We start from the raw sequence: 16,476 nt of genomic DNA, 5'->3' as shown, positions 1-16,476 counted from the left end.
TTAAATTATTTTTCTAAAGCATCAGCAATTTCTTCAGCACGGCATACTAAAACGTCACATTTTGAAGTTCTAGTTACATATTCAGTAACGCTACCAATTAATAGACGTTCAACAGCGTTTAATCCGGTAGCACCGACAACGATTAAATCAATGTTATGCTTCTCAGGGAAATCACGAGCAATAATTGTCTTAGGTGAACCAAATTCGATTGAATAGTGTGAATCTGTTACACCAGCTTTGGCAGCACGAGCTTGATAATCTTTCATTCTCTTTTCTGCATCTTTAGAAACTTGTTCAACCATTGCTGAATCAAAGCTAGATACATTTTGAAATGAACGAGTATCAATAACATGTAAAATCTCTAATGTTGCATTATTACGCTTGGCAATAGCAACAGCCTTGCTGAAAGCTAAATCGGCTTCTTTTGAGCCATCGACAGAAACTTGAATATTCTTATATTGTGAAAGCATTTTCTTTGCACCTCTTTCTTATATCTATTTTACCAAAATTCTAGCTATTATTAGGAATTAATTATCTTTTATTATTGGTAATCAGTAGGCTGAACGTCAGGATAGTTAATGAGGCGAGGAATAAAGTAATTAAATTAAGATATTTATTGCCCATGAATAAGATAAAAATTCCAATGACACTTTCAATTAAAAGTGCGATTGAAGTCCATTTTAAAACGTTAGATAAACGAGGATCGCCACCAACATCATAAATTAAGAAATGACCATTGCGTCTGTGCCACATATACCAAGAAGTAAGTAATAATAAAAGGATAAAAATGATCATTACAATTTTAATCGCCATACGTAATTTCTCTCCAACCGTAAAAAAAGACGGCCCGTTAAGACCGTCTTAGTTAATATTCTAAAAAAATCCGAGTTGACTAAACATAGCATAATGACGCTTGTTGAACCCGCAATGTTCAAAAATTCGGTCAGCATCGCAGCGAATATGGATCCTGCAACAAGGCAGTATTCCGATTCGGTAGTTATTTGCCAACCACCACGTCTTATAGTTTGATCGGTCAACTTTATACATTTAAGCTTGCTGATCAACTCAGATCACATATTATGATACGCAATATAATATTTTTTGTCAACAATTATGGGTTCTTAGGACTTCGCTTTGTTAATCCTTTTTTCTGCATATCTTTTAAGTTTTTATAAGTAACTTTATAACGCTCCTCTGCTTTAGAATTGCCCTTAGGAGTAAAGTATTCTGCTTGAGTTAAATTATTGGGCAAATATTGTTGTGGGACCCAGTCATTTTGATAATCATGTGGGTATAGATAATCAATACCATGACCCAATTTCTTAGCACCAGAATAATGGGCATCTTTTAGATGGTCGGGAATAGACCCGATTTTTTTGGTTTTTACATCAGTAAGTGCCGCATCGATAGCAGAAATGGCACTGTTACTTTTGGGCGATAAAGCTAGCTCTATTACGGCATTTGCAAGTGGAATTCTTGCTTCGGGTAATCCGATCATTTGAGCAGCCTGAACGGCAGTTACAGCACGTTCAGCAGCGGGTGGATTAGCTAAACCAATATCTTCGTATGCGATAACCGTTAATCGGCGACAAATAGAAATTAAATCTCCGGATTCAATCAAACGAGCTAAATAATGTAAGGCAGCGTCTGTATCTGAGCCACGAATAGACTTTTGAAAAGCCGAAACCAAATCATAGTGTCCATCACCGGAAGCATCAAAGTTTTGGATTTTAGTTTGAATAGAATCAGCCATTTCTTGCTGTGTAATTAAAATGGTCGACTCGTCTTTATGATTATCTTTTAATTCTTGCTTGGTAGAGAGAACGGCTAATTCAAGGCTATTTAATGTTGTTCGTAAATCACCATTGCCTTTTTCAATTAAAAGATCGCGTGCATCCTCAGTTAATTGAACTTTATATTTCCCTAAGCCATTTTCTGTATCTTTGAGCGCGCGGTCAATAGCCTTAGATGCATCTTCTGCAGATAATGGTTTTAATTCGAAAATTTGACAACGAGAGCGAATGGCAGGAGAAATAGAGATGTAAGGATTTTCAGTTGTTGCCCCGATTAAAATGATTTGACCAGATTCAAGCAGAGGTAATAAAAAATCTTGCTTTGTTTTGTCAAGTCGATGAATTTCGTCTAAAAGCAAAATTACTGTACCACTCATTTTTCCTTCTTCAGCTACTTGTTGTAATTGCTTTTTTCCATCAGTGGCGGCATTCAATTTTCTAAATGCGTATTTGGTTGAACCTGCGATCGCACTTGCAATACTTGTTTTTCCAATACCAGGAGGTCCATATAAAATCATTGATGAAAGAATACGAGCTTCAACCATTCGCCGAATAATCTTTCCAGGACCAATTAAATGTTGCTGACCAACGACTTCATCAATCTTTTTTGGTCGCATACGATATGCTAATGGTTTCATTTTTAGTCCTTATGAAATAAATGGTGCCAAAAACTTTCATGCTTTTTACTTGGCGCACTTAGCTCTGTTTTTGGCATTTCTGGTGGGTAAACTTGGTTAATTTCAACTCGTGGATGATTGATTGCAGTTTTAGCAACAACTAAGATAGCAGTATCTTCAGGACCGGTCTTCGCAGTTTCGTTGTTAACTAAGGTGAAGGGAATATCTTCCTTACTGCAGGCAGCTTCTACTTCGCCCAAAAAACCATCATCTGTGATATTTCCATTAATTAAAATAGTGTATCCCTTAAAATCAGTTATATGTTTTAAAAATAATGCAGTTAACTTAGGATCTTTAACTTCTGTATTATTTAAACGAACTAAGACACGTTCACGTAGAGAACCTAAATAACGTCTACGTTCATCTGGTTTAGTTTGAGGAGTAATACCTTGTGCGGCTTGCTCAACACGTTTATTTAAATCTTCAGTCATAATTAGCCATCCTTTCTATTTTATTAATAATTGTAACAAAAAACCTTTCCCATAAAGAGAAAGGTTTTTGGACAAAATAAAATGTAAAAATTAAAGTAACTTGTTGTACCATTCAACAACGAGTGATTCGTCAATTTCTGGTTCCATTTCGTCACGTTCTGGTAAACGTACAAGAGTACCTTCCATCTTGTTTTCATCAAATGAAACAAATGATGGACGAGCAGTAGTTGCTTCCAAAGCATCCCTGATTTGTTGCAAGTTCTTTGACTTATCCTTCAAGCCAATAGTTTGACCAACACTGACTTCGTATGAAGGAATGTCAACACGCTTGCCATCAACAGTGATGTGACCGTGGTTAACTAATTGTCTAGCTTGTTCTCTAGTAGTAGCTAAACCGAGACGGTAAACAATACTGTCTAAACGGCGTTCAAGCAAGATCATGAAGTTAATACCGTGTTGACCTTCACGAATCTTACCAGCGCGAATGAATAAAGTTCTAAATTGGCGTTCGTTTAAACCGTACATCCAACGTAACTTTTGCTTTTCGTGTAATTGTTGGCCATATTCTGACAAACGACCACGGCTGTTAGGACCGTGTTGACCTGGAGCGTAGTTACGACGTGCAAGTTCCTTACCAGTACCTGAAAGTGAGATACCTAATCTTCTTGAACGCTTCCAACTTGGACCTGTATATCTTGACATGAAAAATCCTCCATAAAATTTAAATAATAATTTCTGGAGTAAAATATTACGAATAAGTTTAACATTCGTGCATCTTAAATTTACATTTTCGCCCAATGCAGCGCGGGTTACTCGTTCACTAAAGCGTTTTAAGATGTTGACGTTCTTGTCACTTATTGCTGCAAATATTTTACACGAATAGTATTATATAGAGTTCAAAATAATAAATCAAGAAAAAGACAGCTTTTCCACCTCTTTAGGCCATGTTTTGTTATAATTATGTTAGTTTTGGAGGATAAACAATGTCATCAATTCAAACTATTATTATTATCGCCGTTGTCATCCTTATTATTGTCGTTATTGCTTCAATGTTACTTGTTAATCGTAAGCAAATGCGAGAAATTGAAGTAATTGATGCATCAGTTAATGAAATTTTAAAAATGCATCTGGAAAATGATATTGAACGACTGGATAAAATGGATTTGGCCGGTGAAAGTCTAACCACATTAAATACCTGGCGTAAAAGTTATAAAGAAGCTTCAACTAAGAAATTACCGCGTGTACAAAAATTAGTCGAAGAAGCAGCAAATGAAAATACAACTTATAAACTTTTTAAAGCTAGAAAGAATATCAAAGAAGCACAGGAAATTATTAAGCCGACCTTAGAGGATGCACGCAATACTAAGGCTGTTTTTACAGAGCTTCTCGAATCAAATAAAGAAAATCAGATTCAATATGATGCTTTGATTAAGGTATATCGTGAGCTGAGAAAAGAAGTTTTGGCAGAATCATTTGAGTATGGAGAAGCTATTGATCAAATTGAAGATCAGCTTGCTTCTATGGAAAGCGATTTTGAAGAAGCAAAGAATCTTTCTTCTCAAGGTGATCATGTTGAAGCTAAACGTGTCCTTTCTAAAATTAGGATGGCTTTAGGTGCTTTGCAAAAGAAACTTCCTAAAATTAAGGAAGGACATCATCAATTAGAAATTGTCTTTCAAGATCAACTTAAAGAGATATCTGATGCATATAAAAAGATGTTGTCAGAAAAATATTACATTACTGACGTAGATGTTTTAGGACGAATTAAAGATATACATGGCGAAATCGATGAAGCAAGAGAACTTTTAGCGGAAACTAAAGTAGATGATTTAGCTAAAGCAAATAAGAAAATTTCTGGTGAAATTAATGATTTGTATGATATTTTAGCTAAAGAATATAAAGCTCGACCATTTGTTGAAAAAAATCAAGCAAAGATGTTAACTTTAATCACTCATCAACAAGCTGCTTCAAAGAAATTAGTTGAAAAATTGCAACATATTGATGAGAGTTATGAATTAACTCATGGTGAATTAGAAAAAAGTAAAGAACTTGAAAAAGAAGTTAACGATATGAATCGTCAATATACGGTTGATACTCAAAATATTGCTGATGGTAAAGGTGTTTACTCTGCAATTCAAGATTCTTGGCTTCAAATGCTTGATCGCTTACGCGAAATAGATGATGAACAAGCAAAGATGTCTACAGATGTTGATGGACTTTATGATTCAGAAAATGTTGCTAATGATTCAATTAAGCACTTTAAGCAAGATGTTTCGTTAGTATATCGTCGTCTTGAAAGACGAAATTTACCAGGTAATCCTGATAGTTTTATTCAAATGTATACTTTGGTTGTTAATGAAATTGGACATGTAAGTGATGAATTAAGTCAAGTAAGAATCAATATGGAAAAGATATCTGCTGAATTAATTCAAATCTCTGACGATGTTGAAAGACTTAAACGTGAAGCTGACGATATAATTAATTCTGCTAACTTGGTTGAATTAACAATGCAGTATTCAAACAAGTATGCTGATAATGAATCTATTAAGCAAGCGCAAAAATTGGCAATGCAATATTACAATGAATATAACTATAAAGAAGCACTTGATACTATTGCTACAGCAATTGAAAAAGTAGAACCAGGTAGTTATCAACGTCTTGAAAACTCATATTATTCGGATCAAAAGAATAAATAATTGAAGCATTTCATTATTTAGGATAAAATTTAAAAGTCATTAAAACGGTCAATTTCTTGGCCGTTTTTTAGTAGAGGGGTAATATTTGTGATTTATTTTGATAATAGTGCAACAACTAAAATAGATCCTCAAGTTTTGGATACATATAATAAGGTAGCAACCAATATCTGGGGAAATCCATCAAGTTTACATAAAATGGGTGATCGTGCCCACCAGTTGCTTGAATCATCACGTAAACAAATTGCTGAATTACTTGGTACTAAGCAACATGAGATTTTCTTTACTTCTGGTGGTACAGAATCAAATAATACTGCAATTAAAGGAACTGCTATTCAAAAGCGTGAATTTGGTAAGCATATTATTACTTCAAGTGTTGAACATGCATCAGTTGCTAATAGTTTAACTGCACTTGAAAATTTAGGGTGGAGAGTAACTCGCCTTCCAGTAGATAAGGAAGGTAGAGTTAATGTCAATGATTTAAGAAATGCCATTGACTCAGATACGACACTTGTTTCAATCATGGGTGTAAATAATGAAATAGGGACTATTCAACCAATTGATGAAATTAGTGACTTGCTTGAAAATTATCCGACTATTCAATTCCACGTTGATAATGTACAAGCTTTAGGGAAGGATATCTGGGATAAGGTCTTTACACCAAGAGTTGACTTATCAAGTTTATCTGCTCATAAATTTCACGCTCCACGTGGCATTGGTGTTCTTTATAAAAAAGAAGGTAAGATGCTTGCCCCATTAAATGATGGTGGTGGCCAAGAAAAGGGTATTCGTTCAGGTACTGAAAACTTACCTGCAATTGCTGGTATGGCCAAGGCAATCCGTTTGCTTTTAGAAAATGAGCCCGAAAAAGCTAGTCGTGAAGCAGCTATTAAGGCAAAGATTGTGGATTACTTAAAAGATAAGCCAGGAATTGATATCTTTTCACCAGTAAGTGACGGCTTTGCCCCACATATTCTTTGCTTTGCCTTAGAAGGTATTCGTGGTGAAACTTTGGTCCATACTTTAGAAGATCAAGATATTTATACTTCAACTACTTCTGCCTGTGCTTCGAAGACAGCAGATGAAGCAAGCACCTTGGTTTCTATGCGTATTGATGATAAGATTGCTACTAGTGCAATTCGTTTAAGTTTTGATGAAACGAATACGCTCGAAGAAGCAGATGAATTTATTAAGGTCTTTGATAAGATCTACAATCATTTTGCTAAAATTAATCACTTGGGAGAAAATTAATGGAATATACAGAAGTTATGGTCCGTTACGGGGAACTCTCAACTAAGGGAAAGAATAGAAAAGACTTTATCAATCGTTTGGCAACTAACGTTGAAAGAGTTTTAAAAGACTTCCCACAAATTGAATTTCATCCTCGTCATGACCGAATGCATATTATTTTAAATGGCGCACCATTTACAGAAGTAGATAAGCGCCTTAAAAAAGTATTTGGTATTCAAACCTACTCACCTGCAATCAAAATTCCTAAGACTTTAGAAGATATTGAAAAAACTTCTTTGGAATTGATGAAAGAAACTTTTAAGCCAGGAATGACTTTTAAGATTAATACTAAGCGTAGTGATCATAAGTTTGAATATGACACTAACCAACTTAACAACTTAGTTGGAGACTTCTTGTTTGATAATATTGATAACTTGAAGGCTGAAATGAAGCACCCTGATTTAGTTCTTAGAATTGAAGTGCGTCAAGATGCTGTTTATATTTCTAACCAACTTCTTCATGGTGTTGGAGGGATGCCGGTTGGTACTGCGGGTAAGGCGGTAATGATGCTTTCGGGTGGTATCGATTCGCCAGTTGCATCATGGCTTGCTCTTAAACGCGGCGTAGATATTGAAATGGTTCATTTCTTCAGTCCTCCATACACTACTGAAAAGGCATTGGCTAAGGCTAAGGAACTTACTGGCATTTTGGCAAATTATGCAGGTAAGATTAATTTTATTGCTGTGCCATTTGCTGAAATTCAAGAAACTATTAAAGAGAAGTTGCCTGAAGGTTACTTGATGACTGTTCAACGTCGTTTCATGCTTCAACTTGCTGATCGCATTCGTGCGATGCGCGGTGGTTTAGCTATCTTTAACGGTGAATCCGTTGGTCAAGTTGCTTCTCAAACTTTGGAATCAATGGTCGCAATTAATGATGTCACAACTACACCAGTTATTCGTCCCGTTGCAACAATGGATAAGACCGAAATTATTGCTAAGGCTGAAGAAATTGGTACTTTCGATCTTTCAATTCAACCATTTGAAGATTGTTGTACGATTTTTGCTCCACCACGTCCTAAGACTAAGCCAAAGCTTGATAAGGCACGTGAATATGAAGCTCGTCTTGATGTTGAAGGTTTAATTCAAAGAGCTTTGGATGGAATTGAAGTAATGCCAATTTATCCAAATCAAAAGTTCTTAGATGATAAGGCACAAGAAGACGCAGACTTATTGTAGGAAAAAAGCTAGAAGCCAGACTTCTAGCTTTTTTTATAGGTGAAATATGAGAATTGATAAATATTTAGCCAACATGAATGTTGGTTCAAGAAAAGAAGTTCATCAATTAATCAAAAAAGGCTTAGTTGATGTTAATGGTAAAACTGTAAAAACACCAAAAGAAAAAATTAATGAAGATGACGTTGTTACTGTAAATGGTGAGAAAGTAGCTTATCAAAAGTATCATTACTTTTTGTTGAATAAACCTACAGGCGTGCTATCTGCAACGGAAGATCGAAGTCAAAAGACAGTTATTTCATTACTTAAGCCTGAAGATCGTTATCAAGGAATAGCCCCTGTGGGTAGGTTAGATAAAGATACGACGGGCTTGCTTCTGTTGACTAATGATGGTCAATTAAATCATGAGTTGTTAGCACCTAACAAACATGTTGCAAAAGTTTATCGAGCGCAAATTGCGGGTGTAGCGGATGATGAAACTGTAAAAACTTTCGCATCGGGTATGACACTGGGCGATGGAACTAAGTTAAAGCCTGCTAAGTTGAGGATTTTAAAGCAGGATAGAGAAAATGCTACTTCTGAGATTGAAATTGAAATATCTGAAGGAAAGTATCACCAAATTAAAAGAATGTTTGGTGCGGTAGGGATGAAAGTTATGGCATTGGATAGATTAGCGATGGGAAAGTTATGTTTGCCAGCTGATCTGAAACGCGGAAAATATGTTGAGCTTAGCTTAGATGAAATAGAGAATGTAAAGTGATAATTTATAAGAAGCAAAGGATATAAGTTTGCTAAATGGAAACATCATCAAGCATAATGTACTAAGTATATTTAAATTTTTTTGGGGGAAATTTAGTAGAATATTAAATTGCTTATAATATAAAGGTAATTTTATTGTAGTCTTTAAATAATAAGAAAATTTTGGGCTCTTTGTTTGATCCGGTTGATGAAATAGATGAAAATAATTCTGTCTTAACTGATACGGGGCGACTAACTGATAATCAAGATACTTATGGTCAAGCAGTCGGTGAATATTTGGAGCGAGAGTACTACGATTCACTTGATTATGAATAGCTCATGTTAAATAAACTTTCTTTTTAAATATTAGAAGAGTCTAGAGAAAATAAGTCAATTCGGTTAGCTTTCCAAATGAAATAAGCACGAAATTCTGTTAATTGAGAATTTTGTGCTTTTATTTTGATCAAAGTAGTTCTTCATATTCATTGACTAGGATTGAATAGCTATATTACTATAATCTAAATCTGTGTCAATTATGGTAATATTAAATTCATTTTAAATTATTCTGAATTCCATACTCTTTGGTTTTAAGTCAGATTGCTCAGACTTGTTTTTATTAAATTATATATATTAGATAAACCAATACATGACGCTTGAAGTGCTCTCCATAAATCTTATTTCCTCATTACCAAATCTCTAATAAATATATCTCTTTTACCATATTAAAAATTTTTAGAAAAAACAATAAATAATTCTATACTTGTGAAAAAATTTATGTTAAGAAGTTCTACCCAATTAGCAGTTACAAATACTGTGAATAAGAAATCTAAGAAGAGTTACATTTTAGCTACTGTTGAAGGGTTTAAGATGATAGCTTCTTTATAAAGAGGTAAGCTTACTAAGTAATATGGTTATGGTCATAAAATTGTCAAAAAAGAAGAAATAATGGTAAGACCTACTACAGTGTCTATGGCAAAAGGCTTTGGGTTCGTGCTAAAGACATCAATTTAATCAAATAAATTATTGAAATCCCTTACCTACTTCAATAATTAATAGACTCATGCTATAATCGTAAACAAAGCCATAATCAAGAGGAATCGACTTTATTTACAGAGAAAAGCCATTGAAGCTGAGAGGCCAGAAGTTGATTTGTAGCTTGATTGCTGATTAACTGAACATAAGTAGGTTAATCCGGACACTTCAGCGCCGTTATCGCTTATTGAGAGAAGCATATTTTATATGCTTAAACCATAGGTGGTACCGCGGTTAGTAAATCGTCCTAGACAATATTGTCTAGGACTTTTTTATTGGAGGAATTTTAATGACAGATTTAGCACCTAAATACAACCCTAATGAGGTTGAAAAAGGCAGATATCAAGAATGGCTTGATGAAGATCTATTCAAGCCATCTGGTGACAAAAAAGCTCACCCATATTCAATTGTTATCCCACCACCAAATGTTACTGGTAAGCTTCACTTAGGCCATGCATGGGATACAGCAATTCAAGATACTTTGATTCGTTTTAAGCGAATGGAAGGCTACGATACTTTGTACTTACCAGGTATGGACCACGCCGGAATCGCTACCCAAGCTAAGGTTGAAGCAAAATTGCGTAAGCAAGGCAAAGATCGTCATGAAATGGGACGTGAAGCCTTTGTTAAGCAAGTATGGGACTGGAAAGACGAATACGCTAATATTATCAAGAGCCAATGGTCAAAATTAGGCCTTTCACTTGATTACTCACGTGAAAGATTCACTCTTGATAAGGGACTTTCAAAGGCTGTTAAGAAGGTTTTCGTTCAACTTTACAACGAAGGTCTTATTTACCGTGGTGAATACATTATCAACTGGGATCCAACGCTTGAAACAGCACTTAGTGATATTGAAGTTATTCACAAAGACGATAAGGGTGCCTTCTACCACGTTAAGTATCCATTTGCAGATGGTTCAGGTTTTGTAGAAATTGCTACTACTCGTCCTGAAACAATGTTTGGTGATACTGCTGTTGCTGTTGCGCCAGGAGACCCAAGATACAAGGATATTGTTGGCAAGGAATTAATCTTGCCACTTGTTGGTCGTCATATTCCAATTATTGAAGACCAACACGTTGATCCAGAATTTGGTACTGGTCTTGTAAAGATCACTCCAGCCCATGACCCTAACGACTTCCAAGTAGGTAACCGTCATAACTTAAAGCGTATCAACGTAATGAACGATGATGGTACGATGAACGAAGAAGCTGGCAAGTATGCTGGTATGGATCGTTTCGAATGTCGTGAGGCTTTGGTTAAGGATCTTAAAGAAGAAGGTTACTTAATTAAGGTTGAACCTATCGTTCACTCAGTTGGTCACTCAGAACGTTCAGGCGTTCAAGTTGAACCAAGATTATCTAAGCAATGGTTCGTTAAGATGAAGCCACTTGCTGACAAAGTTTTGGAAAACCAAAAATCTGAAGGTAAGGTTAACTTCGTTCCTGAAAGATTTGAACAAACTTTGAACCACTGGATGGAAAATGTTCACGACTGGGTAATTTCTCGTCAATTATGGTGGGGACACCGTATTCCTGCTTGGTACAACAAGAAGACTGGTGAAACTTACGTAGGTGAAGAAGCTCCTAAGGATATTGAAAACTGGGAGCAAGATCCAGATGTTCTTGATACTTGGTTCTCAAGTGCTCTTTGGCCATTTTCAACTATGGGTTGGCCAGACACTGATAATCCAGACTTCAAGCGTTATTTCCCAACTAATGCATTAGTTACCGGTTACGACATTATCTTCTTCTGGGTATCAAGAATGATTTTCCAAAGTCTTCACTTTACTAAGGAAAGACCATTCAAGGACGTTGTTTTACACGGTCTTATTCGTGATGAACAAGGTAGAAAGATGTCTAAATCATTGGGTAACGGTATTGATCCAATGGACGTAATTGACAAATATGGTGCTGATGCTCTTAGATGGTTTCTTTTGAACGGTACTGCTCCTGGTCAAGATACTCGTTTCAGCTACACCAAGATGGATGCTGCTTGGAACTTCATTAATAAGATTTGGAACGCAAGTCGTTTCGTAATTATGAACTTGCCAGAAGATGCTAAGCCAGCTCATATGCCAGATACTTCCAAATTTGACTTATCAGACAAATGGATCTTTGATCGTTTGAACCACACAATTGGTGAAGTAACTCGCTTGTTTGGTGAATATCAATTCGGTGAAGCAGGAAGAGAAGCTTACAACTTTATTTGGAATGACTTCTGTGATTGGTATATTGAAATTTCTAAGGTTGCTTTAAATGGCGATGATGAAGAATTAAAGGCAAGAAAGCAAGAAAACTTAATCTGGATTCTTGATCAAATCTTACGTTTGATGCACCCAATTATGCCATTCGTAACTGAAAAGTTATGGCTTTCAATGCCTCATGAAGGCAAGTCAATCATGACTGCATCATATCCAGTAACTCACAAAGAATTTGAAAACAAGACTGCCGATCAAGAAATGGATTTCTTAATTGAAGTAATTAAGGCTGTTCGTAATATCCGTATGGAAGTTAATGCTCCAATGTCTTCAGAAATTGACATCATGATTAAGCTTGATGATCTCAACAACAAGCATATCTTAGATGAAAACGTTGATTATGTTGAAAACTTCTTGCATCCAAAGAAGCTTGAAGTTTCTGCAGATATCGAAGCTCCAAAACTTGCTAAGACTGCTGTTATTCCAGGTGCACAAATCTTTGTTCCATTAACTGAACTTGTTAATGTTGATGAAGAACTTGCTAAGATGGAAAAAGAAGCTAAGCGTCTTGAAGATGAAGTTGCACGTTGCGAAAAGAAGCTTTCTAATAAAGGATTTGTTGATCATGCTCCAGAAGCAGTAGTCAATAAAGAAAAGGAAAAGATGGCTGACTACGAAAGTCAATTAAGCGGTGTTCGTGAAAGAATTCAAGATTTGAAAGAGAGTAAATAATTGAAGTTTACTAGTGCTCAAAAAATAATTGATTATCTGTATTCTTTGCCACATTTACATCCTAAAAATGATCTATCCTTTATCAAAAGATTGTTAAAAAAATTAGGTAATCCGCAAAATCAGGTAAAAACAATTCATATTACGGGTACAAATGGTAAAGGTTCAACTTCCTACTATTTATCAAATCTACTAAAAAAGGCCGGTCAAAAGGCTGGCCTTTTTGTATCACCTTATGTCTATCGATTTAATGAGCGAATTCAGTTAGATAATCAAGACATTAGTGATCAAGATTTGATTGTAGTAGCTAACATTGTTCAAAAAGCTTATGAAGAACTGCAAGAAGAAGATTCAGCCTTTTCTTTAGTTACTTTTGAATATGAAGTTGCTTTAGCTTTTGTATACTTTGCCCAAAAAAAGTGTGATTATGCTGTAATTGAAGTTGGTATTGGTGGTGAGCATGATAAAACTAATGTAATTATGCCCGAGGCAAGTATTATTACAACGATTGGTTTAGATCATGAACAAATTATTGGACCTACAATCCAAGATATTGCACGTGAAAAAAGTGGAGTTATTAAGCATAATCGACCTGTAATATTAGGGAATATTCCTAAAAATGTTTTGCCAATTTTAGAACAAAAAGCCAAGATAGAAGATGCGCCTATCTATTTATTAGGTAAAGATTTCAATGTGAGCATTGATCAGAAAATCCATTATATCGATTCACAGTATAAGTTGAATTTTGTATTACGTGCGCAAGTTGAAGCATATGATATTGCAGTTGCCTTTAAAACTTTTTCATTATTGAATTTGAAGTTAAGTGATGAAGACATTGAAAATGCAATTGATCAAACAATTATTCCGGGACGTTATCATATTTTGGAGCAAAAACCATTGGTTATTTTAGATGGTGCGCATAATATTCAGGCGATGACCAATCTGCTTAATACAGTTCATCAGCTTGCTCAAAAGCGTGGTGGACACGTACATGCTCTAATTACAATGATGAAAGATAAAGATTTGGAGCAAGTATTTAGTTTATTCAATAAAGACGATGATGTGTTACTTACCACGTTGTCATATGCGCGAACTGCGAAAAAAATGATTTTCCAATTGACGTGGAAAGAAGATATAATTATGACAGAGATTATCGGTCTGGGTTTACTAAATTGAAAAATAAAATGGCAGATAATGATGTATTACTTGTCACAGGTTCTTTTTATTTAGTAAGTGCAATTTTAAATTGGAAGAGGCGAAAGAATGCGCGTTAAAGGAATAGATGACAATATTAAAGGCGTGATTTTTGATATGGACGGCTTACTTGTTAACTCAGAAAAATTATACTGGGATGCAAATATTCAAGCCGCAGAAGAAGAAAATATTAATACGCCGAGAGATTCGTATCTAGAATTAACAGGTGCTACAGTTAAAGAAATGCAAGATTTTTATCATAAGTATTTTAAAACTGAAGAGGCTCGCGACCGATTTATTAAAAGGACTGATGATCTGGTCTGGCAGTGGACCGATCAAGGAAAATTAAAACTGCAAAAAGGCGTACAACAGGCCTTAGATGAATTTCAAAAGCGTGGATTACACATGGCGATTGCATCAAGTAATTATGAAGATGTATTACAACATGTGCTCTGGAAAACTGGGATTAGAAATTATTTTGATTTTCATCTTAGTTATTTAGATGTGCAAAAAGGGCATATTAAGGCAAAGCCGGCTCCAGATATTTATCTGGCAGCAGCCAGAAAGATGAATCTTCCTAAAGAAAATATTTTGGTTTTTGAGGATTCATCTACTGGTGTGCAAGCAGCAACTAGTGCTGGGCTGAAATGCGTGATGATCCCAGATTTGATTGCGCCAACAGACAAGGATCGTCAAAATGCCGTAATGATTTGTGATAGCTTTTTAGAATTCTTGAAGAAAATTTAACTCTTTTTTACGTAATAAGTAATGAGGAGGAATTGTATGAGAGATCAAATTTCAAGTCATTACTTTGTTAATACAGATTTTGAATTGGCAATGAAGTTATCTGATCAGATTAAAGATAAAGGTATTGACAATTTTTATGAGTTAGAAAAATTTTTAAAAGATAGAAAAATAGTTTCTTTTGACGATTTGCTTAAATTTGTTACAGGACCAGATTGTTCAAGTGACATTGCAATTGCAGCAGAAGAGTTGCTAGATCGTTTACGTATGGCTTCGCCTAAACGTAAAACTGCATTGACATCTAGTGTAGAACTTGGTACGTATCTGGCTGATAAGCTAGCAGGTCATAAGCAAGAAGAATTATGGGCGCTATATATTGATAATAGTAATCACATTATTGCTGAAAAGAAGCTTTTTCAAGGAACTTTAAACAGATCATTTGCTCATCCACGCGAAATTTTTCGCTGGGCTGTAATCTATGGCTGTTCAGGGATTTTCATTGTTCATAATCATCCTAGTGGCAAATTGACACCGTCTTCTAGTGATTTTGAGTTGACGGAAGATCTATTTGAAGCCGCAAAAATGATGAAAATAGATTTTTTAGATCATTTTATTGTGGGGCAAGGACGATATTTGAGCATGCGTGAAGAAAAATTGTTTTAAACTTCTTTAAAATTCGCGCGAAAATCACCTTTAAAGTTATAGTATGCTATAATTATTCAAGATTTAGAGACCGCAACGATTAAGGAGAGATTTTTGTGTTTGGATTAGGTACAAAAAATATTGGTATCGATTTAGGTACAGCCAATACACTCGTTTATATGGAAGGTAAAGGTATTGTTTTAAGAGAACCTTCCGTAGTAGCAAAGAACACACAAACAGGTGAAGTAATTGCAGTGGGTTCAGAAGCCAAAGAAATGATTGGTAGAACACCAGGTACTATCGTAGCTATCCGTCCTATGAAAGACGGTGTAATTGCTGATTACGATACGACTGCTGCTATGCTTAAATACTTTATGGAAAAGACTGTTGGTAATTCTAAGCCTTCAGTAATGGTATGTGTTCCTTCAGGTGTTACTGAAGTTGAAAAGCGTGCTGTTATTGATGCAGCTAGAGTAGCTGGTGCACGTGAAGCATTTGTGATTGAAGAACCATTTGCTGCAGCTATTGGTGCAGGACTTCCAGTTATGGATCCTACTGGTTCAATGGTTGTTGATATTGGTGGTGGTACTACTGATGTTGCTACAATTTCATTAGGTGGTATCGTGTCATCAACTTCAATTCGTCAAGCAGGTGACAAGTTTAATAATTCAATCATCAATTACATTCACTCAAACTTTAACTTATTAATTGGTGAAAGAACTGCTGAAGATATTAAGATTCAAATTGGTTCAGCTTCTATTGAAAAGGCCAAAGATATCGAATCAATGAATATCCGTGGTCGTGATTTAGTTACTGGTTTACCAAAGTCAGTTGATGTTGATGCAGTTGATATTGCTAAGGCAATTCAAGATGTTGTTCAAGATATTATTGTTGCAATCAAAGAGACTTTGGAACAAACTTCACCTGAAATTGCTGCCGATGTTATCGATCATGGTATCGTATTAACTGGTGGTGGAGCTCTTCTTAAGAACTTGCCAGAAGTTATTTCTGAAGCAACCAAGGTTCCTGTATTTATTGCTCAAGATCCACTTGATTGTGTAGCAATTGGTACTGGTGAATCACTTAAAAATATTGAAGTAATGCGTAGAAGTCGCAAATAATAAAAAAGCCGGCTGTTGCC

General features: G+C 35.4%; 14 protein-coding genes and 1 pseudogene. 10 read left to right on the top strand and 5 right to left on the bottom strand.

All coding sequences use genetic code 11. The features are described 5' to 3' along the window. Positions 1 to 5: 5 nt before the first annotated feature. From SO785_RS04745 to rpsD, 5 genes are all read right to left on the bottom strand, one after another. Entirely contained in the window at positions 6 to 470 is a 465-nt protein-coding gene (locus SO785_RS04745; RefSeq protein WP_003546753.1) for a universal stress protein, read from the bottom strand. 61 nt (positions 471 to 531) lie between these two features. After that, positions 532 to 813: a hypothetical protein gene (locus tag SO785_RS04740; RefSeq protein ID WP_003546754.1), complete on the bottom strand. Its 282-nt coding sequence runs from the start codon at positions 811 to 813 to the stop codon at positions 532 to 534. Positions 814 to 1,111: 298 nt separating this feature from the next. Beyond that, positions 1,112 to 2,431, bottom strand: coding sequence for a replication-associated recombination protein A (locus SO785_RS04735; protein WP_003546755.1), 1,320 nt, complete (start codon positions 2,429 to 2,431; stop codon positions 1,112 to 1,114). Positions 2,432 to 2,433: 2 nt separating this feature from the next. Further along, on the bottom strand, positions 2,434 to 2,901 hold the full coding sequence (locus SO785_RS04730) for a YueI family protein (protein ID WP_011254248.1): 468 nt from the start codon (positions 2,899 to 2,901) through the stop codon (positions 2,434 to 2,436). Positions 2,902 to 2,991: 90 nt separating this feature from the next. Further along, positions 2,992 to 3,603 carry a 30S ribosomal protein S4 gene (rpsD, locus tag SO785_RS04725; protein WP_011254249.1) on the bottom strand — a complete coding sequence of 204 codons (612 nt, stop codon included), beginning with the start codon at positions 3,601 to 3,603 and terminating at the stop codon, positions 2,992 to 2,994. Positions 3,604 to 3,884: 281 nt separating this feature from the next. Between rpsD and ezrA the strand changes: the two genes are divergently transcribed. From ezrA to SO785_RS04675, 10 genes and pseudogenes are all read left to right on the top strand, one after another. Then, complete coding sequence (ezrA, locus tag SO785_RS04720) at positions 3,885 to 5,597, top strand: septation ring formation regulator EzrA (RefSeq protein WP_003546759.1); 1,713 nt, start codon at positions 3,885 to 3,887, stop codon at positions 5,595 to 5,597. Between the two features lie 87 nt (positions 5,598 to 5,684). Continuing rightward, positions 5,685 to 6,845 (top strand): cysteine desulfurase family protein, encoded by a 1,161-nt coding sequence (locus tag SO785_RS04715; RefSeq protein WP_003546760.1) that lies wholly within the window; start codon positions 5,685 to 5,687, stop codon positions 6,843 to 6,845. After that, positions 6,845 to 8,062 carry a tRNA uracil 4-sulfurtransferase ThiI gene (thiI, locus tag SO785_RS04710; RefSeq protein WP_003546762.1) on the top strand — a complete coding sequence of 406 codons (1,218 nt, stop codon included), beginning with the start codon at positions 6,845 to 6,847 and terminating at the stop codon, positions 8,060 to 8,062. Before SO785_RS04715 ends, thiI begins: the two co-directional genes overlap by 1 nt. A gap of 46 nt (positions 8,063 to 8,108) precedes the next feature. Next, positions 8,109 to 8,819 (top strand): pseudouridine synthase, encoded by a 711-nt coding sequence (locus SO785_RS04705; RefSeq protein WP_003546764.1) that lies wholly within the window; start codon positions 8,109 to 8,111, stop codon positions 8,817 to 8,819. A 161-nt stretch (positions 8,820 to 8,980) separates the two neighbouring features. Further along, positions 8,981 to 9,133, top strand: coding sequence for a hypothetical protein (locus SO785_RS04700; protein ID WP_011254250.1), 153 nt, complete (start codon positions 8,981 to 8,983; stop codon positions 9,131 to 9,133). Between the two features lie 985 nt (positions 9,134 to 10,118). Beyond that, positions 10,119 to 12,758, top strand: coding sequence for a valine--tRNA ligase (locus tag SO785_RS04695; RefSeq protein ID WP_003546768.1), 2,640 nt, complete (start codon positions 10,119 to 10,121; stop codon positions 12,756 to 12,758). Continuing rightward, positions 12,759 to 14,029: pseudogene (locus tag SO785_RS04690) on the top strand (bifunctional folylpolyglutamate synthase/dihydrofolate synthase). Then, positions 14,019 to 14,696, top strand: coding sequence for an HAD family hydrolase (locus tag SO785_RS04685; protein ID WP_003546772.1), 678 nt, complete (start codon positions 14,019 to 14,021; stop codon positions 14,694 to 14,696). The pseudogene SO785_RS04690 and the gene SO785_RS04685 overlap by 11 nt, the downstream one beginning before the upstream one ends. 36 nt (positions 14,697 to 14,732) lie before the next feature. Next, a complete protein-coding gene (locus SO785_RS04680) occupies positions 14,733 to 15,356 on the top strand; it encodes a JAB domain-containing protein (protein ID WP_003546774.1) in 624 nt (207 codons plus the stop codon). Between the two features lie 95 nt (positions 15,357 to 15,451). Continuing rightward, positions 15,452 to 16,456, top strand: coding sequence for a rod shape-determining protein (locus SO785_RS04675; RefSeq protein ID WP_003546776.1), 1,005 nt, complete (start codon positions 15,452 to 15,454; stop codon positions 16,454 to 16,456). Positions 16,457 to 16,476 lie beyond the last annotated feature (20 nt).

This window comes from Lactobacillus acidophilus (assembly GCF_034298135.1).
In the GTDB taxonomy this organism is placed as follows: domain Bacteria; phylum Bacillota; class Bacilli; order Lactobacillales; family Lactobacillaceae; genus Lactobacillus; species Lactobacillus acidophilus.
Note: the sequence above shows the minus strand (reverse complement) of the source record. Positions and strands in the feature narration are given on the sequence as shown.